Genomic DNA, 23083 nt, shown 5'->3' with positions numbered 1-23083 from the left:
GATGCAGCGGGCGACGCGGATGCAGCGGGCGACGCGGATGCAGCGGGCGACGCGGAGGCCGCTGCCGGCGCGGACGCGCGCACACCGTCGGCACGGCGCAGCCGCGCCAGCAGCCCCACCACGCCATTCGGCAGATACAGCGTCACCAGCACGAACATCGCGCCGAGCAGGAACAGCCAGTACTCGGCGAAGTGCGCGGTGAACAGCGTCTTCGCGCCATTGACCAGGAAGGCGCCGATCACCGGACCGATCAGCGTGCCGCGCCCGCCGACCGCGACCCAGACCGCCATCTCGATCGAATTCGCGGGCGACATCTCGCCCGGATTGATGATGCCGACCTGCGGCACATACAGCGCGCCCGCGATGCCGCACAGCACCGCCGAGAAGGTCCAGACGAACAGCTTGTAGCCGAGCGGGTTGTAGCCGGAGAACATCACGCGCGTCTCGGCATCGCGTACCGCGGTGACGACGCGGCCGAGCTTCGAGGTCACGATATAGCGGCAGGCGATCAGCCCACCCAGCAGCGCGAAGGCCGTCAGCACGAACAGCACGGTGCGCGTCTCGGGCGCGGCGATGGCGAAGCCCGCGATGCGCTTGAAGTCGGTGAAGCCGTTGTTGCCGCCGAAGCCGGTCTCGTTGCGGAAGAACAGCAGCATCGCGGCATACGTCATCGCCTGCGTGATGATCGACAGGTAGACGCCCTTGATGCGCGAGCGGAAGGCGAAGAAGCCGAACAGCCAGGCCAGCACGCCGGGCACCAGCACCACCAGCAGCAGCGCGTAGCCGAAGTGTTCGGTGCCGTGCCAGAACCACGGCAGCTCCTTCCAGTCGAGGAACACCATGAAGTCGGGCAGCTCGCTGCGATAGACGCCGTCGCGGCCGATCGCGCGCATCAAGTACATGCCCATCGCGTAGCCGCCCAGCGCGAAGAACAGTCCGTGACCCAGGCTCAGGATGCCGCAGTAGCCCCACACCAGGTCGAGCGCGATCGCCGCCAGCGCGAAGCACATGATCTTGCCGATCAGCGTCAGCGCATAGGCGGACAGATGCAGCGGATGGGTGTCGGGCAGCACCAGCGCGCACACCGGCACCGCCACGGCCGCGAGCAGCGCGACGACGGCGAGCGCCAGCCAGCCGCGCGCGGAAAACAGCGGCTGGCGCGCGGGCACCGCCAGCGAGAAGGCACGCGTGCCGGGATCGATCGAGCGTTGCATCATGCCTCCGCGCTGCGCCCCTTGAGCGCGAACAGTCCCTGTGGCCGCTTCTGGATGAACAGCACGATCAGCACCAGGACGATGATCTTGGCCAGCACCGCGCCGTAGAACGGCTCGATGAACTTGTTGATGATCCCCAGACCGAAGGCGCCGACGATGGTGCCGGCCAGCTGCCCCACGCCGCCGAGCACGACCACCATGAAGGAATCGATGATGTAGGCCTGCCCCAGGTCCGGGCCGACATTGCCGATCTGCGACAGCGCGCAGCCGCCCAGGCCCGCGATGCCCGCGCCGAAGGCGAAGGCATAGCTGTCGACCTTCCAGGTGCGCACGCCGACGCAGGCCGCCATCGTGCGGTTCTGCGTGGTGGCGCGCACGAACAGGCCCAGCCGGGTGCGGTTCAGCACGGCCCAGGCGATCGCCACCACGGCCAGCGCGAACACCACGATGACGATGCGGTTGTACGGAATGACCAGGCCCGGCATCCACTGCACGCCGCCGCTCATCCAGCTGGGATTGGCGACCTCGACGTTCTGCGCGCCGAACAGCATCCGCACCGCCTGCATCAGCAGCAGGCTGACGCCGAAGGTCGCCAGCAGCGTTTCCAGCGGCCGGCCGTACAGATGGCGCAGCACCAGCCGCTCCAGCACGAAGCCGACCGCGGCGGCGGCAAGGAAGGCTGCGGGCAAGGCCGCCGGCAGATACCAGTCGAAGGCGTCGGGCAGATAGGTGCGGAACAGCGACTGCACCAGCCACGTCGCATAGGCGCCGATCATCAGGAATTCGCCGTGGGCCATGTTGATCACGCCGATCAGGCCATAGGTGATGGCCAGGCCCAGCGCGGCCAGCAGCAGCACGCTGCCCAGGCTCAGGCCGGCGAACAGGTTGCCGATCAGCTCGGCCTGGCGCTCGCTCGCTTGCAGGTTGTCGAGCGCCTGCTGCGCGGCGGCGCGCAGTTGCGCGTCGGGCTCGCGGTATTGGCCGCTCTCGTCCCGTTCGACCAGCGGCTGCAGCCGCTGGCGCGTGGCCGGATCGCTGTCGCGGCCGAGGATGCGGATCGCTTCGAGCCGTTCGTCCCGGCTGCCATCGGCCAGCACGGTATTGGCCCAGATCACGTCGAGCTGGGCGCGCAGCGCGGTGTCGGCCTCCGACTGGCGCGCGGCGGCGACGGCCTCGCGCGGCGCGTCCTCGGGGCGCTCGAGCAGCGCGGCGATCGCCTGCGCGCGCACCGTGGCGTCGGGCGAGGACAGCAGCAGGCTGCCGGCCGCGCCGTCGACCTGCGCGCGCAGGCTGTTGTTCAGCGTCAGCGATTGCAGCGCGGCCGCATCGACCTCGACCGGCTTGCCGGTGATGGCGTCGATCGCGCGCTCGCCCTCCACGCGCACCATGCCGACGCCCGGCGCGAACTGCAGCGTGTCGTCCTGCAGCGCCTGCAGGATCGGTCCGGCCTGCTTGGGGTCGGCCTTGGCCAGCGCGACGATGGCGGCGCGCTTGGCATCGAAATCGTCTTCGGCCAGGGGCTGCAGATCGGCCTGGGTCAGCGCGGCGGCCGCCCACAGCGCGGGCGCCGCCATCAGCAGCAGCACGGCGAGCGTGGCGCGCCACCAGGGCGCGCGGGGCAGCATGGATCGGGACATGGAGATGGGTGGTGGTTGGATCAAGACGATGGCCATCGAACGAACGGCGGCGGAACCGCAGCGGAACAAGGGGCGCCGCTGCCCTCACCCTCTGCGGAATGCGAGAACCGACTGTGCGGTGGTCAAGTTTTATCAGACAGTCGTTAAGGTGGTCTGGTTGAACTTGTCCTCGTAATCCTGCGGCGACTCATACCCCAGTGTCGAATGCAGACGCATGGGGTTATAGAAGCCAACGATGTACTGCATGATGTCGCGCCGGGCTTCGGCCCGGTCGGCGTAGCGGCGCTGCCACACGCGCTCCATTTTCAAGTTCAGGAAGAAGCGTTCGGCCACCGCGTTGTCCCAGCAGTCGCCCAGGCGGCTCATGCTGCAGACCATCCCGTGACGCGCCAGCAAGCTCTGGTACTCGTCGCTGGCGTACTGGCTGCCACGATCCGAATGCACGATCAGACCCGGCCCCGGCTTGCGGTGCGCAATGGCCATCTGCAACGCGCTTACCACCAGGGTGGACGGCATGGCCGCGGCCATGGACCAGCCCACGACCTTGCGGGAGTACAGGTCCAGCACCACCGCCAGGTACAGCCAGCCCTCTAGCGTGCGGATATACGTGATATCCGACACCCACGCCTGGTTGGGCGCCGCGGGTCTGAACTGTCGATCCAGCACGTTGCGCGCGACCGGCCGGTCGTGCCGGCTGTTGGTCGTTGCCACAAATTTGCGTTTCCACACCGGACGCAGATGGGCCTGACGCATCAGCGTGCGAGCGCGATACCGGCCGATCTTGACCCCTTGCCGGCTCACATCCCGCGCCACCCGCCGGCTGCCATAGGTGCGCCCGCTGGCCTCGAATGCGGCGCGCACGTACACCATCTGTCTGGTCCGCTTGGCGTCGCCACCGGGGCGGCGCAAGAACGCATAATAGCCAGCGCGGCTGACACCCAGCGCCAGGCAGGCGCGGCTCAGGGGAATGGCCTCCTTCTGCAAACCACTGACTGCGTGATACATCACTTCAGTTCGCGGGCGAAGAAGGCCGATGCCTTTTTTAGGATCAGGTTGTCCTCCTTCAGGCGCCGGTTCTCTTCCTCCAGCTGACGGATGCGTTGCTGCTCCGGCGTCAGCGGCCTACCAATCCCCTTCTCGCCCTTGAGCTCGGCGTCGTACTGGGCCAGCCAGCGCCGTACGGCCGTCTCGCCAATGGCCATCGAGTGGCACACCTCGGCCACCGACAGGCCTTGATCCCGGATCATCCGGACCACCTCCAGCTTGAAGGCAGGGTCAAATTTGCGGCGTTGCTTCATGGTTCGGTCTTTTTCCTCGTCGATCGTGATTTTCCACTTATCGACCTGTCTGAGGAAATTGAACCACCGCACTGTGTTCCCCCTCTCCCCTCGGGGGGAGAGGGTCTGGGAGAGGGGGTGATTTGCTCCCCCTCGACGACAGCCCTTACATCACCTTGTCCGGCTTGCCCTCGTTGCCCGCGATGAACGGGCTCCACGGCTGCGCGCGCAGCGGCTTCGGCGTCTTCCACACGACCGAGAACTGACCGTCGCCCTTGACTTCGCCGATCATCACCGGCTTGTACAGATGGTGGTTCTCGCCCATCGTCAGCGTGAAGCCGCTCGGCGCCTTGAAGGTCTGGCCGATCATCGCCGCGCGGACCTTGTTCGGATCGGTGGTGCCGGCCTTCTTGACCGCCTGCGCCCACATGTGGATGCCGACGTAGGTCGCTTCCATCGGATCGTTGGTCACGCGCTTGTCGCCGCCCGGCAGGTTGTTCGCCTTGACCCAGGCCGCCCATTGCTTCTTGAAGGCGTCGTTCTCCGGGTTCTTGACGGACATGAAGTAGTTCCACGCGGCCAGATGGCCGACCAGCGGCTTGGTGTCGATGCCGCGCAGCTCTTCCTCGCCGACCGAGAACGCCACCACCGGCACGTCCTTGGCCTTCAGGCCCGCGTTGCCCAGTTCCTTGTAGAAGGGCACGTTGGAATCGCCGTTGATCGTCGAGATCACCGCGGTGCGGCCGCCCTGCGAGAACTTCTTGATGTTGGCGACGATGGTCTGGTAATCGCTGTGGCCGAACGGCGTGTAGACCTCCTCGATGTCCTTGTCGGCCACGCCCTTGCTCTTCAGGAAGGCGCGCAGGATCTTGTTGGTGGTGCGCGGGTACACGTAGTCGGTGCCCAGCAGGAAGAAGCGCTTCGCGCCGCCGCCCTCCTTGCTCATCAGGTACTCGACCGCGGGAATGGCCTGCTGGTTGGGCGCGGCGCCGGTGTAGAAGACGTTCTTCGACATCTCCTCGCCCTCGTACTGCACCGGATAGAACAGCAGCGCGTTCAGTTCCTCGTAGACCGGCAGCACCGACTTGCGCGACACCGAGGTCCAGCAGCCGAAGGTCACCGCGACCTTGTCGTTGCTGATCAGCTGGCGCGCCTTCTCGGCGAACAGCGGCCAGTTCGACGCGGGATCGACGACCACCGGCACCAGCTTGCGGCCCAGCACGCCGCCGCTCTTGTTGATCTCGTCGATGGCCATCAGCGCGACGTCCTTCAGCGACGTCTCCGAGATCGCCATCGTGCCCGACAGCGAATGCAGCACGCCCACCTTGATCGGCTCTTTCGATTGCGCGATCGCCAGCGGGCTGGTACCGATCATCGCCGCGGCGGCCAACGCCGACAGCTTCAACACCTCACGTCGTTTCATTGCAGCTCCCTAGCTCTGTTTGTGTTCGAGGAAGAACGCACCCCGGGAGCACTTCTGCAACTAGCGTGCCACAAAAAAAGAACGCGGCCTGGCGCCGCGCGGGAGACTGCATTGGCATGACGGCACCGTGGCGGTGCGCCGGCGCCTTGCATCACGATGGTGCGATGATGCAAAGCGGTGCGACGCACCGCACCGGGGCGTCAGGAGTAGCGGCGGCTGATCGATTCCGCGACGCAGACCGGACGGTCGCTGCCCTCGCGTTCGATCGTGACCTCCCAGGTCGATTGCGCGCCGACCAGGTCCGGGGCATTGGGCGGCGGCGCGATGCGCTCGACCTTCAGCAGCTTGATGCGGGCGCGCAGCCGGCTGCCGACCGGCACCGGCGCGGTGAAGCGCACGCGGTTCAGGCCGTAGTTGACGCCGATCTTGACGCCCGGCATCTGCATCGCGCTCTGCATCAGCGCGGGCAGCAGCGACAGCGTCAGGAAGCCGTGCGCGACCGGGGCGCCGAACGGCGATTCGCGCCGCGCGCGTTCGGGATCGACGTGGATCCACTGATGGTCGCCGGTCGCCTCGGCGAACAGGTTGACCTGGTGCTGCGTGATCTCGGTCCAGTCGCTGACGGCGACCTCCTGCCCCTGCAGGCCCTCGAGTTCTTCCAGCGAAGCGATGGTGCGCATCTTCTCTCCTTGTCCAATGTCGGGCCGGAACGACGGTTCCGGTTCGATGGGGGATTCAGGCCGGCCGGCGGCCGTACATGCCCATGCCCTTGACGGTGCAGACCAGCTCGCCGCGCTGGTTGACCGCCTCCCACTGCGTGTGCACGACGCCGCGATCGGGCTTGGACTGCGACGGCCGCTTGTCCAGCACCGACACGAACACCGTCAGCGTATCGCCGGCATAGACCGGCTTGAGCCAGCGGATCTCGTCGACGCCGGGCGAGCCCATGCTGGCCGACTTCGACGTCATGTTGTCGACCAGCATGCGCATCATCACCGCGCAGGTCATCCAGCCGCTCGAGATCAGGCCGCCGTAGATGCTGCGCTGGGCGGCCTCCTTGTCGACGTGGAAGGGCTGCGGATCGTATTGCGTCGCGAAGCTGACGATCTCGTCCTCGGTGATCAGCCGCGAGCCGAGCTCGCGCCGGCTGCCGACGACGAAGTCTTCGAAGTACATGGTGTCGGACATGGGGTCTCCAGTCTGCTGGGTTGTTCTGGTCCGCCAAAGCAAAAAGCCGCGCCGGACGTTGACGCCCGAGCGCGGCCTGTGTTGCCTCAACGGCTGGCCATCATGCCGCCTGCTGGAATTCCGGCAGGCTGGCGAAGCGGCCAAGATGATGGTCGACATCGCCGAAGGTCGTGTTGATCAGCGTCAGCCGCTTGAACATGTGCGCGGCCGGCAGTTCGTCGGTCACGCCCATGCCGCCGTGGATCTGCACCGCTTCCTGGCCGACCGTGCGCGCGGCCTGGCCGACGCGGGCCTTGGCCGCCGACACATAGCGGCGGCGCTCCTCGGGGCTGGCCTCGTCGAAGCGGGCCGCGGCCAGCAGCGTGATCGAGCGCGACTGCTCGGCATGGATGAACATCTCGACCATGCGATGCTGCAGCGCCTGGAAGCGCGCGATCGGCACGCCGAACTGCTGGCGCGTCTTGGCGTACTCGATGGTGGCGGCGGTCAGCGTGTCCATCACGCCCACGGCCTCGGCGCACAGCAGCACCGCGGCGTAGTCGGCGGTCTGCTCGAGCAGCGCCCAGCCCTGCCCTTCGGCGCCCAGCAGTTCGCCGGCGGCGTCCTGGAAGGTGATATCGGCCGCGTGCAGATTGTCGATGGTGCGGTAGTCGCGGATCGTGACGCCCGGGGCCCTGGCATCGACCAGATACAGCGAGATGCCGTCCTGGTCGGCATTGCCGCCGCCGGTGCGTGCGGACACCACCAGCTTGTCGGCCTGACCGCCGTGGACCGCCACGACCTTGGTGCCGTTCAGCTTGCCGCCCCTGGCGGTCACGCGCACGTCGTTCAGCGCGTAGCGCGCCTCGCGCTCGTTGAACGCGGTGGCCAGCTTGATCTCGCCGCAGGCAACCTGTTCGAGCACGGCGTCCTGGCCGCCGGCCTGCTTCAGCGCGTAGGCCGCGGTCACCGTCGCCAGATACGGCTCGACCACCAGGCCGCGGCCCAGCTCCTGCATTACCACCATCATGTCGATGGCGGTACCGTTGAAGCCGCCCTGCGCCTCGGGCACCGGCAGCGCGGTCAGGCCGAGCTCGACCAGCGCGTTCCAGGCCGCTTCGCTGTAGCCGGTCTCGCTCTTGTAGGCCTTCTTGCGGGACTCGAAGTCGTAGCTCTTGTCGATGAAGCGGCGTACCGCGTCAGCCAGTTGCTTCTGCTCGTCGCTGAGATTGAAGTTCATGGTTCCTGTCTCCTCACAGCCCCAGGATCATCTGGCTGATGATGTTCTTCTGGATTTCGTTGGATCCGCCGTAGATCGAGGTCTTGCGGAAATTGAAGTAGTACGCGGCCAGCGGCGCGGCATCGTCGTAGCCGGTCACGGCATGCTCGGTCTCGCACTCCAGGTAGTCGCGGTCGAACGGCTGCGCGTACGGGCCGACGGCTTCGACCATCAGCTCGGTCAGCATCTGCTGGATCTCGGTGCCCTTGATCTTCAGCAGCGAGGCCTCGGGGCCGGGGCCCTTGCCGGCGCTCTCGCTCGAGACCACGCGCAGCACGGTGATTTCCAGCGCCATCAGCTCGATCTCCAGCGCGGCGACCTTGGCGCCGAATACCGGATCTTCCAGCAGCGGCTTGCCGTTCTTCTGCTGCTGGCGCGCGATGCGCTTCAGGAAGCCCAGCTCGCGCTTGGAATTGCCGACGCGGGCGATGCCGGTGCGCTCATGGCCGAGCAAGTACTTGGCGTAGGTCCAGCCCTTGTTCTCTTCGCCGACGCGGTTCTCGACCGGCACCTTGACGTTGTCGAAGAAGACCTCGTTCACCTCGTGGTCCTCGTCGAGCATGATGATCGGACGCACGGTGATGCCCGGCGTCTTCATGTCGATCAGCAGGAAGGAGATGCCCTCCTGCTTCTTGGCCTCGGGGTCGGTGCGGACCAGGCAGAAGATCATGTCGGCGTGCTGGCCGAGCGTGGTCCAGGTCTTCTGGCCGTTGACGATGTAGTGCTTGCCGTCCGGCGTCAGTTCGGCGCGGGTCTTCAGCGAGGCCAGGTCCGAGCCCGAGCCCGGCTCCGAATAGCCCTGGCACCACCAGTCGGTGCAGTCGAGGATGCGCGGCAGATAGTAGGACTTCTGCTGCTCGTTGCCGTACTTCATGATCACCGGTGCGACCATCGCCACGCCGAAGGGCAGCACGCCGGGCGCGCCGACGCGGGCATTTTCCTCATCCCAGATATGGCGCTGGGTCGCGTTCCAGCCGGTGCCGCCAAACTCGACCGGCCAGTGCGGCGCCGACCAGCCCTTGCCCGCCAGGATCTTGTGCCAGCGCACCAGATCGTCGCGGTTGGGCCGGCGGTGATTCAGAATCTTGGCGCGAATGTCCGCCGGCAGGTTGGCTTCCAGCCAGCTGCGCACTTCCTCGCGGAAGGCGTTGTCGGCCGCCGTGTAATTGAGATCCATGCCCGTCTCCAGTGATGCCGGCTGCGGCCGGCAAATTGTTCTGGCCAACGCGCCCTCGCACCGGCGCGAAGGCGGGCACGGGACGCGATTCAGTGAGCCGTCTGCTTCAGCGCATCCGGCACCACGAGCGGAAACGTTTCGATGCCCTCTTCGGCGAGCGCCTGCACTTCCTCCGGCGACGCCGTCCCGCGGATGCCGCGTTCCGGTGCCTCGTCGTAATGCATGCGCCTGGCCTCCTCGGCAAAGCGCGGCCCCACGTCCTCGGTCTGCGCCAGCACCTGCCTGACCGCCTTCAGATACAGCGATTGCAGAACCTGCGCCGCCTGCGGGACCGCCTCCTGTGCCTGCTGTGCCGGCGCCCGCGGCGTCGGCGCTCGCTCGGCCGCGCCGGACAGATTCAGGCGCGGGGCGCTCGGCAGCCGCGTCACCGCGTGGTCGCCGCAGACAGGACACTGAACGAGATCGCGCGAAATCTGCGACTGCGCATCGTCCTCCGAAGCAAACCAGCCTTCGAACCGATGGTCATGCGCACAGCGCAGGTCGAGCACCTTCATGATGTTTCCAGCCCGTCAAAGCAATATTAGCCGTGAATCGCAAATTTGTGAACGGTCGTTCTAATTTTTTCCTGACCGGTGCCAGCCCGGAGGCTGGCCTGTCGGGAAGATGGTAGCGCTTCGGCGAATTTAAAGGTGGGTGGCGCTCAGCCCGGCACCTTCTGCTCGCCCGGCTGCCAGGCGCCCGACAGCACCTTTTCCAGCCAGAACGCGCCGATGATGGTCTTGACGTCGGTGATGCGGCCCTGGCGGACCCAGTCGATCACCTGCCCGGCCGGCACGATCAGCGTTTCGAGGAATTCGCCGTCGTCCAGCGCCGCCTCGCCGGCGGTCAGCTCGCGCGCCAGGAACAGGTCGATGAACTCGGTCGAGTACGAGATTACCGGGTGGATGCGGGTCAGGTAGTCCCAGCGCGCGGCGCTGTAGCCGGTTTCCTCGCGCAGCTCGCGCTCGCCGCAGCGCTGCGCCCCTTCCTGGGGGTCGAGCTTGCCGGCCGGGAATTCGAGCATGACCTCGCGCACCGCATAGCGGAACTGGCGCTCCACCAGCACGGTGCCATCGTCGAACAGGGGGATCATCATCACCGCGCCCGGGTGCTCGACATACTCGCGGCCGGCCTGCTTGCCGTCGGGCAGCCGCACGATGTCCTGCTTCAGCGTCAGAAACTTGCCCCGGTGCAGCGTCGCGGACGCCAGGGGGACTTCCTTCAGATGGTCGTCGCCGCCGGCGCCGAGCGCTTCGGGAGAGACCAGGGAGGCGGCTTTCGAATGGGATGACGACATGAACCCTCCAGGATGGCGAGGCCGCCGAAGGTCATGCCGGGTTCGGCGTCAGCTCGCGCGATGTTTGACCAGGTACTGCCAGGTGTAGCCGGGGAAGGCGAACACCAGCATCAGGCAGGCGGTGATCGCGTAGAACTGCCAGCCCTGGGCAAAGCGGTTGCCCAGGCCGGCCTCGACCGCGAACCCGACCGCGCCGACCAGCAGATAGTAGACGATCAGCTCGGCGAGCCGCACCCAGAACGGCTTGCGCGGCTTGCCGAGCGGAATGACCGCAAACAGGCGCTGGTTGACGAACGGCAGATTGGCACAGGCCAATGCCAGCAGGATGACAAACCAGCCGCCCGCGGATGCGCTCATTGCGGTTTGGGTGGTATTCGCTTCGTGTGCGCGTCGGCCGGGCGCTCAGGCGCCCAGCGTGGTGCGCACGACCTGGTAGCACAGGTTCATCAGCGCGGCCGGGAAGATGCCCAGCGCGACGATCACCAGGCCGTTCAGGCTCAGCAGCGAACGCAGGCCGCCGGACGCTTCCAGCGTTTCCTCGCCGGCCGGCACGTCGAAGTACATCAGCTTGACGATGCGCAGGTAGTAGAACGCACCGATCAGCGAGAACAGCACCGCCACCACGGCCAGCCACGACATGCCCGCCGCGACCACCGCCTCGAGCACGGCCAGCTTGGCGTAGAAGCCCACGGTCGGCGGGATGCCGGCCAGCGAGAACATCATCACCAGCATCAGCAGCGCGAACCACGGGTTCTTGCGCGACATGCCCTTCAGGTCTTCCAGCGTCTCGGCCTCGAAGCCCTTGTTGGTGCGCAGCAGGATGATGCCGAAGGTTCCCAGCGTGGTCAGCACGTAGGTGACCGCGTAGAACATCGCCGAACCGTACGCGCTGGCGGCGCCGTCGGTCTGGCCGCCGGCCACGCCCGACAGCATGCCCAGCAGCAGGAAGCCCATGTGCGAGATCGTCGAATACGCCAGCATCCGCTTCAGGTTGCTCTGCACGATCGCGGTCAGGTTGCCGATCGCGAGCGACACCACCGCCAGCACCGACAGCATGACCTGCCAGTCCACCGCCAGCGGCAGCAGGCCTTCGACCAGGATGCGCAGCGTCATCGCGAAGGCGGCCAGCTTCGGCGCACCGGCGATCAGCAGCGTCACCGCGGTCGGCGAGCCCTGGTAGATGTCCGGAATCCACATGTGGAACGGCGCGGCGCCCAGCTTGAAGGCCAGGCCGGCGACCAGGAACACCACGCCGAAGGCCAGCATCGTCGTGTTGACGCGGCCGGATTCGACCACGCGGAACACTTCGCCCAGGTTCAGCGAACCGGTGGCACCGTACATCATCGACATGCCGTACAGCAGGAAGCCCGAGGCCAGCGCGCCCAGCACGAAGTACTTCATCGCCGATTCGGACGTCACGCGCGAATCGCGGCGCAGCGCGACCAGCGCGTACGACGACAGCGACAGCAGTTCCACGCCGAGGTACAGCGTCAGGAAGTTGTTGCCGGTGATCATCACGATCTGGCCGCCCAGCGTGAACAGCGCCAGCATGTAGAACTCGCCGGCGTACAGGTCACGGTCGCCGAGGTAGCGGCGGGTGTAGACCAGCGTCACGAACAGCGCCAGCGCCGAGAACGAGGCCAGCACGTTCGCCATCGGGTCGATCACGGCCAGGTTCGAGAAGGCGTAGTGGGTCTCGCCGTTGGCGGCGTTCAGGCCGAACCAGACGGTCAGTACCAGCGTGATCAGCAGCGACAGCGGATAGGCGACGCTCGGGCGGTTCTTGCCGCGCGCGAGGTCGATCCAGTTGACCGCCGCGATGGCGATCGCCAGGAAGATGATCGGGGCGACGGGCGCCCAAGTCGTGGTCGATTCCATGATTCGTTCTCTCCCTGCTTACAGCTTGGACTGCGCCACGTGCGACAGCAGGTTGACCACCGATGCGTGCATCACATCGGTAAAGGGTTTCGGATGCAGGCCCATGTACAGCGTCATCGCGGCCAGCAGGCCCAGCATGACGAACTCGCGCTTGTTCAGGTCGACCAGCTCGGCGACGTGCTGGTGCTTGATATCGCCGAACACCACGCGCTTGACCATCCACAGCGAATAGGCCGCGCCGAGGATCAGCGAGGTGGCCGCCGCCAGGCCGATCCAGAAGTTGTACTGGACGCCGCCCAGGATCACCATCCACTCGCCGACGAAGCCCGAGGTGGCCGGCAGGCCGCTGTTGGCCATCGCGAAGAACACCGCGAAGGCCGCGAACTTCGGCATCGTGTTGACCACGCCGCCGTAGTCGGCGATCTGGCGCGAGTGCACGCGGTCATAGAGCACGCCGATGCAAAGGAACATCGCGCCCGAGATGAAGCCGTGCGAGATCATCTGCACGATGCCGCCCTCGATGCCGATCTCGCTGAAGATGAAGAAGCCCAGCGTGACGAAGCCCATGTGGGCGATCGACGAGTACGCGACCAGCTTCTTCATGTCGGCCTGCACCATCGCCACCAGGCCGATGTAGATCACGGCCACCAGCGAGATCGCGATGATGAACGCGGCCAGGCTGTGGCTGGCGTCCGGCGCGATCGGCAGCGAGAAGCGCAGGAAGCCGTAGGCGCCCAGCTTCAGCATGATCGCGGCCAGCACCACGGAGCCGCCGGTGGGCGCCTCGACGTGGGCGTCGGGCAGCCAGGTGTGGACCGGCCACATCGGCACCTTGACCGCGAAGGCCAGGAAGAACGCCAGGAACAGCAGCACCTGCTCGTTCATCGACAGCCTGGCCTGATGCCATTGCAGGATCTCGAAGCTGCCGGTCTTGTTGTACAGGTACAGCAGCGCGATCAGCGTCAGCAGCGAGCCGAGCAGCGTGTAGAGGAAGAACTTGAAGGCCGCGTAGACCCGGTTGGGACCGCCCCAGACGCCGATGATGATGTACATCGGGATCAGCGTGGCCTCGAAGAACACGTAGAACAGCATGCCGTCGAGCGAGGCGAACACGCCGACCATGATGCCCGACAGGATCAGGAACGAGGCCATGTAGGCCGCCACGCGCTCGGTGATGACTTCCCAGCCGGCGATCACGACGATCACCGTGATGAAGGCGGTCAGCACCACGAACCACATCGAGATGCCGTCGACGCCGAGGTGGTAGTTGATGTTGAAGCGCTCGATCCACGAATACTTCTCGACGAACTGCATCTGCGCGGTGCCGCGGTCGAAGTTCAGAATCAGCGGCAGCGTGACCAGGAAGCTGACGATCGAGCCGAACAACGCGGTCCAGCGGACGAAGCCCGGGCTGCGATCCGAGCCGAAAGCCAGCACCAGCAAGCCGAAAAAGACAGGCAGCCAGATAGCGAAAGAGAGAACCATTTTCGTTGTATTCCTTACTTGGCGCCCACCGCGCTAGCCGAGCCGAAGATCGTGATCGACAGCAGCACCAGCATGCCCAGGATCATCGCGAATGCGTAGTGATAGATATAGCCGGACTGCACGTAGCGGCTGACCGAGGCGACCCAGCCGACCACGCGCGCGGCGCCGTTGACCAGCAGGCCGTCGATCAGGCCCTGGTCGCCGCCCTTCCACAGGCCCGTGCCGAGCAGGCGCGCGCCGCGGGCGAACACCGCCTCGTTGATGGCGTCCATGTAGTACTTGTTGTCGAGCAATTTGTACACGCCGCTGAAGCGCTGCTGGATGGCCGCCGGGATGTCGGGGCGCTTCATGTAGAAGAACCACGACAGCACCACGCCGGCCAGCGCGAGCCACAGCACCGGGGTCTGCAGCGAGTGGATGCCCATCGCGACCCAGCCGTGGAACATCTCGCCCAGCTCGCGCATCGCGTGATGGTTCTCGCCGACGAAGATCACGTTCTGGAAGGCCACGCCGTTCTTGAAGAAGTCGCCGAACAGCATCGGCTCGATCGCGATCGCACCGATCACCACCGACGGGATCGCCAGCAGCACCAGCGGCAGCGTCACGACCCACGGCGACTCGTGCGGCTTCTCGCCCGGCGCCAGGCCGTGGTGATGATCGTCGCCATGCGCCTCTTCCTCTTCCTCGGCGTGGTCGTGGTGCAGGTGCGGCTTGCCGAAGCGCTCCTCGCCGTGGAATACCAGGAAGTACATCCGGAACGAGTAGAACGCGGTGACGAACACGCCCGCCATCACGGCGAAGTAGGCGAAGCCCGAACCGGCGATGTGCGACTCGGCCACGGCCTCGATGATCGAGTCCTTCGAGTAGAAGCCCGAGAAGAACGGCGTGCCGATCAGCGCCAGCGAACCGACCAGCGAGGTGATCCAGGTGATCGGCATGTACTTGCGCAGGCCGCCCATGTTGCGGATGTCCTGGTCATGGTGCATGCCGATGATCACCGAGCCCGCGGCCAGGAACAGCAGCGCCTTGAAGAAGGCGTGGGTCATCAGGTGGAACACCGCGACCTGGTAGGCCGAGGCGCCCAGCGCGACCGTCATGTAGCCCAGCTGCGACAGCGTCGAGTACGCGACCACGCGCTTGATGTCGTTCTGGATGATGCCCAGGAAACCCATGAACAGCGCGGTGATCGCGCCGATCACCAGCACGAAGGACAGCGCGGCGTCGGACAGCTCGAACAGCGGCGACATGCGGCTGACCATGAAGATGCCCGCGGTCACCATGGTGGCCGCGTGGATCAGCGCCGAGATCGGGGTCGGGCCTTCCATCGAGTCCGGCAGCCACACGTGCAGCGGGAACTGCGCCGACTTGCCCATCGCGCCGATGAACAGGCAGATGCAGGCCACCGTCAGCATCATCCAGTCGGTGCCCGGGAAGGTCACGGTCGCCAGCTGGTCGCGCGCGGCGAACACGTCGGTGTAGTTCAGGCTGCCGCTGTAGGCCAGCAGCAGGCCGATGCCCAGGATGAAGCCGAAGTCGCCGACGCGGTTGACCAGGAAGGCCTTCAGGTTGGCGAAGATCGCGGTCGGACGGGTGTACCAGAAGCCGATCAGCAGATACGAGACGAGGCCCACCGCTTCCCAGCCGAAGAACAGCTGCAGGAAGTTGTTGCTCATCACCAGCATCAGCATCGAGAAGGTGAACAGCGAGATGTAGGCGAAGAAACGGTTGTAGCCGGGGTCGCCCTGCATGTAGCCGACGGTGTAGATGTGCACCATCAGCGAGACGAAGGTCACCACCACCATCATCATCGCGGTCAGCGAGTCGACCAGGAAGCCGACCTCCATCTTCAGCGGATGGCCGTTGAACGGCAGCACCATCCACTCATAGACGGTGGCGTTGAAGCTGGCCCCATCCACCATCACGTCGCGCAGCACGAGCAGCGACAGCAGGCAGGCGATCGCCACGCCGAGAATGGTCACGGTGTGGGCGATGGCGCGGCCGGCGCGCGTCTCCGACGAGAACGATCCGAAGAACTTGGTGCCGAACAATCCCGCGATGGCCGCGCCGGCGAGCGGCGCCAGCGGAATCGCGAGCAGCAGGTTGGGGTTGAGCGTGGTTGCCATAGGACGCTTGTTGGTGTGCGGTCGGGTGCGGTCGGTTGGGTGACGTGTTTCGACAGGATCGGCTCGCGGGCATCAGCCCTTGAGCGCATCCAGGTCGTCGACGTTGATCGTGTCCAGATTGCGGAACAGCACGACCAGGATTGCCAGACCGATCGCCGACTCGGCGGCGGCCACCGTCAGGATGAAGAAAACGAAGACTTGGCCGGCCAGATCGCCCAGATAGTGCGAAAAGGCGACGAAGTTCATATTGACCGCCAGCAGCATCAGCTCGATCGCCATCAGCAGCACGATCACGTTCTTGCGGTTCAGGAAGATGCCGACGATGCTGATCGCAAACAGGATCGCACCGAGCACCAGGAAATGGGCGAGAGAGAGCACGTCGTTCCCCGATCTTCAGTTCTTGTTGGCGGCGTCGGCTTGCTCGCCGGCGGCTTGCGCGGTCTGTGCCGGCATCGAGACCAGCCGCACGCGGTCGGCGCGGCGGGTGCGCAGCTGTTCGGACACGTCCTGCGCCTTGGTGTCCTTGCGGCGGCGCAGCGTCAGCGCGACCGCGGCGATGATGGCCACCAGCAGGATGATGCCGGCCACCTCGAAGGCGTAGATGTAGTCGGTGTAGATGACCTGGCCGAGCGCGCCGGTGTTCGAGTAGTCGGAGCCCTGCGGCATCGGCTTGAGCGGCTGCGTGGTGCCGATGAAGTTGCGCACCAGCACGATCGCCATTTCCGCGATGATCAGCGCGCCCACCACCGAGGCCAGCGGCACATAGGTCCAGAAGTCGCGCCGCAGGTGCTCGATATCGATATCGATCATCATCACGACGAACAGGAACAGCACCATCACGGCGCCGACGTAGACCAGCACCAGCAGGATGGCGAGGAATTCGGCCTGCAGCAGCATCCACAGCGCGGCTGCCGTGAAGAACGACAGCACGAGGTACAGCGCCGAGTGCACCGGGTTCTTGGCGGTGATGACTTTCAGTGCGGAGAGCACCAGCACCACTGCGAAGACGTAGAAGATGGTGGTCGTGAATTCCATGGTTCTCGTCGTGCCGCACGGCACAGGCCACCCCCGGCGGCCTGCCCTTGCGGCATCCTTCTAGTTGCCCCTCGCGGGGCCCGATTCAATATGAAGCCTTGCGGCCCGATGCGCGCGCCCGGCGCGATCAGCGGTACTTCGCGTCCGCCGCCTTGGCCGCCGCGATCTGCGGCTCGTAGCGGTCGCCCACCGCGAGCAGCATGTCCTTGGTGAAATACAGGTCGCCGCGCTTCTCGCCGTGGTACTCGAGAATCTGGGTTTCGACGATCGCGTCGACCGGGCAGGCTTCCTCGCAGAAGCCGCAGAAAATGCATTTGGTCAGATCGATGTCGTAGCGCGTGGTACGGCGGGTGCCGTCGGCGCGCACGTCCGACTCGATCGTGATGGCCAGCGCCGGGCAGACCGCTTCGCACAGCTTGCAGGCGATGCAGCGCTCCTCGCCGTTCGGATAGCGGCGCAGCGCGTGCAGGCCGCGGAAGCGCGGCGAGATCGGCGTCTTCTCCTCGGGGAACTGCACCGTGATCTTGCGAGCGAAGAGATAGCGGCCGGTCAAGGCCATGCCCTTGAAGAGTTCCTTCAGGAGCAGGCTGTTGAAGAAGTCCTTGATGGCGAGCAGCATGACGATTGCTTCCTAGTAATTCCACCGGGCGCGGCGCGTGCGCCGCGGCCCGGTTTGGCCCGTCCCGGCCGGCTTCGTGGCCGGGATCGGCGGCGATTTCAGTGCCAGATGTTCCAGGGCGACTTGATCCAGATCGCCACGATGATCAGCCATGCGACGGTCAGCGGAATGAAGACCTTCCAGCCCAGGCGCATGATCTGGTCGTAGCGGTAGCGCGGGAACGAGGCGCGGATCCAGATGAACACCGACAGCAGCAGGAACACCTTGATCAGCAGCCAGAAGAAGCCCGGGATCGCGTTGGTGACCACGCTGTCGACCGGGGGCGCCCAGCCGCCGAGGAACATCAGCGCGGTCATCGTCGAGATGATGATCATGTTGATGTATTCGGCCAGGAAGAACAGCGCGAAGCCCATGCCCGAGTACTCGATCATGTGGCCCGCCACGATTTCCGATTCGCCTTCCACCACGTCGAACGGGTGGCGGTTGGTTTCGGCCACGCCCGAGATGAAGTAGACGCCGAACATCGGCAGCAGCGGCAGCCAGTTCCACGACAGCACGTTCAGGCCCATGTTGGCGAAGTAGCCGGTGTTCTGGCCGTTGACGATCGCCGACAGGTTCAGGCTGCCCGACACCATCAGCACCGTGACCAGCGCGAAGCCCATCGCGATTTCGTACGACACCATCTGCGCGGCGGCACGCATCGCGCCGATGAAGGCGTACTTCGAGTTCGAGGCCCAGCCCGCCAGGATCACGCCGTAGACGCCGACCGAGCTGATCGCCATCACATACAGCAGGCCGGCGTTGACGTCGGCCATCACCACCTCGGCCTGGAACGGGATCACCGCCCAGATCGCCACGGCCGGCATCAGCACCATCAGCGGCGCGATCAGGTACAGGCCCTTGCTGACCTGCGAGGGCGTCATCACTTCCTTGAGCAGCAGCTTCAGCACGTCGGCGATCGGCTGCAGCAGGCCCAGCGGGCCGACCCGGTTCGGGCCGATCCGCACGTGCATCCAGCCGATCAGCTTGCGCTCCCACAGGATCAGGTAGGCCACGCACAGCAGCAGCGGCACCACGATGACCACGGCGCGAATCAGGATCCACAGCGGCGTCCATGCGCCACCGAAGACGGCCTGTCCCTGCGAGGTAATCCAATCGATCATCTTTCTCTCTCGCCTGTCGTATTCGCTTCTTTAAGCCGCGGCCACCGGGGCCAGTTCCACCGCCTTTTCCACCAGCACGGTGCCGAACATCGGCCCGAGGCCGACGGCGGCCGGCGTGGCCGCCGACACGCGCACCGTATTGGCGGGCAGACCTTCCTCGAGCACGGCCGGCAGCACGACGCTGCCCTGCCCTTGCGTCACGCGCACCGGATCGCCGGCGGCCACGCCGAGCGCGGCGAACAGGTCGGCCGACAGGCCCACCTGCATCGCGCGGCGCGCGGCAGCGGTCAGCTGCAGCGAATCGGCACGACGCACGATCGCGTCCGAGTGGTAGATCGGCACGTCGGCGACGCGCTCGATCGCCGGCACGGCACCGTTGGCCGACGGCGCGGCGACCTGGATCGCGGCGGACGTGCGGTTGTTCAGGCGCGGAGCGATCGCTTCGGCCAGCGCTTCGTCGCGGACCGACTCGGCGGTCTCGTAGTCGAAGCCCGGCACGTCGAGCAGATTGCCCAGCACGCGCAGCACCTTCCACGCCGGACGGGTCTCGCCCAGCGGACGCACCACGCCGTTGAAGCTTTGCGGCACGCCTTCGCAGTTCACGTAGGTACCCGAGGTCTCGCTGAACGGCGCGATCGGCAGGATCACGTCGGCGTATTGCAGCGCGGCGTCGGAGCGGAACGGCGACAGCACGATCACGGTGCCGGCCTGGCTCAGCGCGGCCAGCGCGCGTTGCGGGTCGGCGGTGTCGAACTCGGGTTCGGCGTTCAGCACCACATAGGCCTTGCGCGGCGACTCCAGCACGGCGCGGGCATCGGCCCCGCCCTGGCGCGGCAGCGCGCCGACCAGATGCGCGCCGACGGTGTTGGCCGCTTCGGTCAGGAAGCCCAGCGTGGCGCCGGTGTTGTCCGCGATCCACTGCGCCAGCGCGTGCAGCGCGGCGAATTGCGGATGGCGGACCGCCTCGTTGCCGAGGAACACGGCACGGCGCTCGCCCGACAGCAGGGCCTGCGCGGCCGCCTCGGCCAGCGCGCCACCGTCGAAACCGTCCGTACCGGCCGGAGCGGCGACGCCCTTGGCGGCCGCGACCGCGCGGGCCACGCCGGCCAGCGCGGCGGCCCAGGCCGACGGCGCCACGGCGATGCGCGCCGCCAGCGGCATCAGCAGATCTTCGGGGCTGGCGCCCAGCACGGCGACGCGTGCACCCTTCTTGGCGGCCTGGCGCAGGCGCGAGGCCAGCAGCGGCTGATCCTTGCGCAGCGAGGCGCCGATCACCAGCGCGCCCTGCAGCGTCGAAACGTCCGCGATCGGCATGCCGAGCCACGGTGCGCCCGCTACCGGCGCCGAGAAATCGGCCTGGCGCAGGCGGAAGTCGATATTGTCGCTACCGAGGCCGCGCACCAGCTTGCCGAGCAGATAGAGCTCCTCGACGGTGGCGTGCGGGCTGGCCAGCGCGGCGATCTGGTCGGCGCCATGCTCGCGCTTGATGCCGGCCAGGCCGTTGGCGACGTATTCGAGCGCGGTCTGCCAGTCGGTCTCGAGCCACTGGTTGTCCTGCTTGATCATCGGCCGCGTCAGGCGGTCAGCGCTGTTCAGGCCCTCGTACGAGAAACGGTCGCGGTCCGACAGCCAGCATTCGTTGATGGCCTCGTTGTCCAGCGGCAGCACGCGCATCACGCGGTGGTTCTTGGACTGGACGATCAGGTTCGTGCCCAGGCCGTCGTGCGGCGACACCGACTTGCGGCGCGACAGCTCCCACGTCCGCGCGGTGTAGCGGAACGGCTTGCTGGTCAGCGCGCCGACCGGGCACAGGTCGATCATGTTGCCCGACAGCTCGGAGTCCACCGTCTTGCCGACGAAGGTCGTGATCTCGGAGTGCTCGCCGCGGTTCAGCATGCCCAGCTCCATCACGCCGGCCACTTCCTGGCCGAAGCGCACGCAGCGGGTGCAGTGGATGCAGCGCGTCATCTCTTCCATCGAGATCAGGGGGCCCACGTTCTTGTGGAACACCACGCGCTTCTCTTCCTTGTAGCGCGATTCGGAGGCGCCGTAGCCGACCGCCAGATCCTGCAGCTGGCACTCGCCGCCCTGATCGCAGATCGGGCAATCGAGCGGGTGATTGATCAGCAGGAATTCCATCACCGACTTCTGGGCCTTGACCGCCTTCTCCGAATTGGTGAAGACCTTCATGCCCGCGGTAACCGGCGTGGCGCAGGCCGGCAGCGCCTTCGGCGCCTTTTCGACCTCGACCAGACACATGCGGCAGTTGGCCGCGATGGACAGCTTGCGGTGATAGCAGAAGTGCGGGATGTAGGTGCCCAGCTTGCGGGCCGCTTCCATCACCAGGCTGCCTTCCGCAACCTCAACCTTCTTGCCGTCGATTTCGAGTTCAACCATGTTCTGCCACGCTTAGATGTAGGCCGGAACCATGCACTGCTTGTGTTCGACGTGATATTCGAACTCTTTCCAGTAGTGCTTGAGCATGCCGCGGACCGGCATCGCCGCCGCATCGCCGAGCGCGCAGATGGTGCGGCCCATGATGTTCTCGGCAACGTTGTTGAGCAGGTCCAGGTCTTCCTGGCGGCCTTCACCATGCTCGATGCGGTTCACCATGCGGTAGAGCCAGCCGGTGCCTTCGCGGCACGGCGTGCACTGGCCGCACGATTCTTCGAAGTAGAAATAGGACAGGCGCAGCAGCGAGCGAACCATGCAGCGCGTCTCGTCCATCACGATCACCGCGCCCGAGCCCAGCATCGAGCCGGCCTTGGCGATCGAGTCGTAGTCCATGTCGGACGCCATCATCAGGTCCGCCGGCACCACCGGCGCCGACGAGCCGCCCGGGATCACGGCCTTGAGCTTCTTGCCGCCGCGCATGCCGCCGGCCAGTTCCAGCAGCGTCGCGAACGGCGTGCCGAGCGGAATCTCGTAGTTGCCGGGACGCTCGACGTCGCCCGAGACCGAGAAGATCTTGGTGCCGCCGTTGTTCGGCTTGCCCATCTTCAGGTAATTCTCGGGACCGACGGCCAGCAGGAACGGCACCGCGGCGAAGGTCTCGGTGTTGTTGATCGTGGTCGGCTTGCCGTACAGGCCGAAGCTGGCCGGGAACGGCGGCTTGAAGCGCGGCTGGCCCTTCTTGCCTTCCAGCGATTCGAGCAGCGCGGTTTCCTCGCCGCAGATGTAGGCGCCATAGCCGTGGTGGGCATGCAGCTGGAAGCTGAAGCCCGAGCCCAGGATGTTGTCACCCAGGAAGCCGGCCGCGCGCGCCTCTTCGAGGGCTTCCTCGAAGATCTTGTACTCGTTCCAGATCTCGCCGTGGATGTAGTTGTAGCCCACGGTGATGCCCATCGCGTACGCGCCGATGGCCATGCCCTCGATCAGCGCGTGCGGGTTGTAGCGGATGATGTCGCGATCCTTGAACGTGCCAGGCTCGCCCTCGTCGGTATTGCAGACCAGGTACTTCTGGCCCGGGAACTGACGCGGCATGAAGCTCCACTTCAGGCCGGTGGGGAAGCCCGCGCCGCCGCGGCCGCGCAGGCCCGAGGCCTTGACGTCGGCGATCACCTGCTCGGGCGGCACCTTCTCGGTCAGGATGCGCTTGAGCTGCTGATAGCCGCCGCGCTTGACGTAGTCTTCCAGATGCCAGTTCTTGCCATCCAGCCCGGCCAGGATCAGCGGCTGGATATGGCGGTCGTGCAGACAGGTCATATTACTTGTCCCCCTTGGCAGCGGCTTCGGCCTTGAGCTCGTCGACCAGCGCGTCGAGCTTGGCGTCGCTCATGAAGCTGCACATGCGGGTGTTGTTGACGATCATCACCGGGGCGTCGCCGCAGGCGCCCATGCACTCGCCTTCCTTCAGCGTGAAGGTGCCGCACGGGGTCGTCTCGTTGTAGTCGATGCCCAGCTTGCGCTTCAGGTACTCGCCGGCACGCTCGCCGCCGGACAGTGCGCAAGGCAGGTTGGTACAGACGGTCAGCTTGTAGCGGCCGACCGGCTTGGTGTCGTACATGTTGTAGAAGGTGGCCACTTCCTCCACCCACACCGGCGGCATGTCGAGGTACTTGGCCACGAATTCCATGACTTCCGGGGACACCCAGCCCACTTCGCCCTGCGCCACGGCCAATGCCGCCATCACGGCCGATTGCTTCTGGTCGGCCGGATACTTGGCGATCGCGCGATCGATTTCCTTGAGAGCTTCTGCTGATAGCATGGTCGTTGCCGTGGTGTTGCCTAATGCGCCGATTTACAAGCGAAACGCGCCAGCCGGTGGCGC

Annotated in this window: 20 protein-coding genes and 1 pseudogene; all 21 read right to left on the bottom strand. The window is 66.0% G+C overall.

Translation table 11 applies throughout. The features are described from left to right. Nucleotides 1–91: 91 nt before the first annotated feature. A pseudogene (gene urtC / locus KZ686_RS08755) lies at nt 92–1217 on the bottom strand (urea ABC transporter permease subunit UrtC); the annotation flags it as partial. Further along, on the bottom strand, nt 1214–2851 hold the full coding sequence (gene urtB / locus KZ686_RS08750) for an urea ABC transporter permease subunit UrtB (protein WP_265632250.1): 1638 nt from the start codon (nt 2849–2851) through the stop codon (nt 1214–1216). The gene urtB and the pseudogene urtC, both read right to left, overlap by 4 nt. A 132-nt stretch (nt 2852–2983) precedes the next feature. Next, nucleotides 2984–4173, bottom strand: a protein-coding gene (locus KZ686_RS08745) for an IS3 family transposase (protein ID WP_390885778.1) whose coding sequence is annotated in 2 segments (ribosomal slippage) — nt 2984–3885 and nt 3885–4173 — 1191 coding nt in all. Because the reading frame shifts where the segments join, the coding sequence is not laid out codon by codon here. A 121-nt stretch (nt 4174–4294) separates the two neighbouring features. Continuing rightward, a complete protein-coding gene (gene urtA, locus KZ686_RS08740; RefSeq protein ID WP_149319370.1) occupies nt 4295–5551 on the bottom strand; it encodes an urea ABC transporter substrate-binding protein in 1257 nt (418 codons plus the stop codon). A gap of 200 nt (nt 5552–5751) precedes the next feature. Further along, nucleotides 5752–6231: a MaoC family dehydratase gene (locus KZ686_RS08735; protein ID WP_006576677.1), complete on the bottom strand. Its 480-nt coding sequence runs from the start codon at nt 6229–6231 to the stop codon at nt 5752–5754. A 55-nt stretch (nt 6232–6286) separates the two neighbouring features. Beyond that, nucleotides 6287–6739, bottom strand: a complete 453-nt coding sequence (locus tag KZ686_RS08730; RefSeq protein WP_149319371.1) for a MaoC family dehydratase — start codon at nt 6737–6739, stop codon at nt 6287–6289. A 100-nt stretch (nt 6740–6839) separates the two neighbouring features. Further along, nucleotides 6840–7958 carry an acyl-CoA dehydrogenase family protein gene (locus KZ686_RS08725; RefSeq protein WP_226109158.1) on the bottom strand — a complete coding sequence of 373 codons (1119 nt, stop codon included), beginning with the start codon at nt 7956–7958 and terminating at the stop codon, nt 6840–6842. Nucleotides 7959–7971: 13 nt separating this feature from the next. Further along, nucleotides 7972–9174, bottom strand: coding sequence for an acyl-CoA dehydrogenase family protein (locus tag KZ686_RS08720; protein ID WP_265632249.1), 1203 nt, complete (start codon nt 9172–9174; stop codon nt 7972–7974). An 89-nt stretch (nt 9175–9263) separates the two neighbouring features. Continuing rightward, entirely contained in the window at nt 9264–9728 is a 465-nt protein-coding gene (locus KZ686_RS08715) for a DUF1178 family protein (protein WP_265632248.1), read from the bottom strand. Nucleotides 9729–9874: 146 nt separating this feature from the next. Then, the gene (locus KZ686_RS08710) at nt 9875–10510 is read right to left on the bottom strand and encodes an NUDIX domain-containing protein (RefSeq protein WP_265632247.1); all 636 of its coding nucleotides are present in this window, start codon (nt 10508–10510) and stop codon (nt 9875–9877) included. A gap of 48 nt (nt 10511–10558) precedes the next feature. After that, a complete protein-coding gene (locus KZ686_RS08705) occupies nt 10559–10867 on the bottom strand; it encodes a DUF2818 family protein (protein WP_053821445.1) in 309 nt (102 codons plus the stop codon). A gap of 45 nt (nt 10868–10912) precedes the next feature. Next, a complete protein-coding gene (nuoN, locus tag KZ686_RS08700; protein ID WP_149319375.1) occupies nt 10913–12388 on the bottom strand; it encodes an NADH-quinone oxidoreductase subunit NuoN in 1476 nt (491 codons plus the stop codon). An 18-nt stretch (nt 12389–12406) separates the two neighbouring features. Then, the gene (locus KZ686_RS08695) at nt 12407–13873 is read right to left on the bottom strand and encodes an NADH-quinone oxidoreductase subunit M (RefSeq protein WP_149319376.1); all 1467 of its coding nucleotides are present in this window, start codon (nt 13871–13873) and stop codon (nt 12407–12409) included. Between the two features lie 14 nt (nt 13874–13887). Further along, nucleotides 13888–15996 carry an NADH-quinone oxidoreductase subunit L gene (gene nuoL / locus KZ686_RS08690; RefSeq protein ID WP_150084777.1) on the bottom strand — a complete coding sequence of 703 codons (2109 nt, stop codon included), beginning with the start codon at nt 15994–15996 and terminating at the stop codon, nt 13888–13890. A gap of 72 nt (nt 15997–16068) precedes the next feature. Then, complete coding sequence (gene nuoK / locus KZ686_RS08685) at nt 16069–16374, bottom strand: NADH-quinone oxidoreductase subunit NuoK (protein WP_006576687.1); 306 nt, start codon at nt 16372–16374, stop codon at nt 16069–16071. Between the two features lie 15 nt (nt 16375–16389). Beyond that, entirely contained in the window at nt 16390–17031 is a 642-nt protein-coding gene (locus KZ686_RS08680) for an NADH-quinone oxidoreductase subunit J (protein WP_149319378.1), read from the bottom strand. Nucleotides 17032–17158: 127 nt separating this feature from the next. Further along, nucleotides 17159–17650: an NADH-quinone oxidoreductase subunit NuoI gene (gene nuoI / locus KZ686_RS08675; protein ID WP_149319379.1), complete on the bottom strand. Its 492-nt coding sequence runs from the start codon at nt 17648–17650 to the stop codon at nt 17159–17161. A 98-nt stretch (nt 17651–17748) separates the two neighbouring features. Continuing rightward, nucleotides 17749–18813, bottom strand: coding sequence for an NADH-quinone oxidoreductase subunit NuoH (gene nuoH, locus KZ686_RS08670; RefSeq protein WP_150084776.1), 1065 nt, complete (start codon nt 18811–18813; stop codon nt 17749–17751). 30 nt (nt 18814–18843) lie between these two features. Further along, nucleotides 18844–21210 carry an NADH-quinone oxidoreductase subunit NuoG gene (nuoG, locus tag KZ686_RS08665; protein ID WP_265632246.1) on the bottom strand — a complete coding sequence of 789 codons (2367 nt, stop codon included), beginning with the start codon at nt 21208–21210 and terminating at the stop codon, nt 18844–18846. Between the two features lie 12 nt (nt 21211–21222). Then, complete coding sequence (nuoF, locus tag KZ686_RS08660) at nt 21223–22518, bottom strand: NADH-quinone oxidoreductase subunit NuoF (protein WP_053821438.1); 1296 nt, start codon at nt 22516–22518, stop codon at nt 21223–21225. 1 nt (nt 22519) lies between these two features. Then, entirely contained in the window at nt 22520–23020 is a 501-nt protein-coding gene (nuoE, locus tag KZ686_RS08655) for an NADH-quinone oxidoreductase subunit NuoE (protein ID WP_149319382.1), read from the bottom strand. Nucleotides 23021–23083 lie beyond the last annotated feature (63 nt).

This window comes from Cupriavidus cauae (assembly GCF_026210475.1).
GTDB classification, from domain to species: Bacteria; Pseudomonadota; Gammaproteobacteria; order Burkholderiales; family Burkholderiaceae; genus Cupriavidus; species Cupriavidus cauae.
The sequence above is the reverse complement of the archived record's forward strand: the minus strand, read 5'-3'. Positions and strand labels throughout refer to the sequence as shown.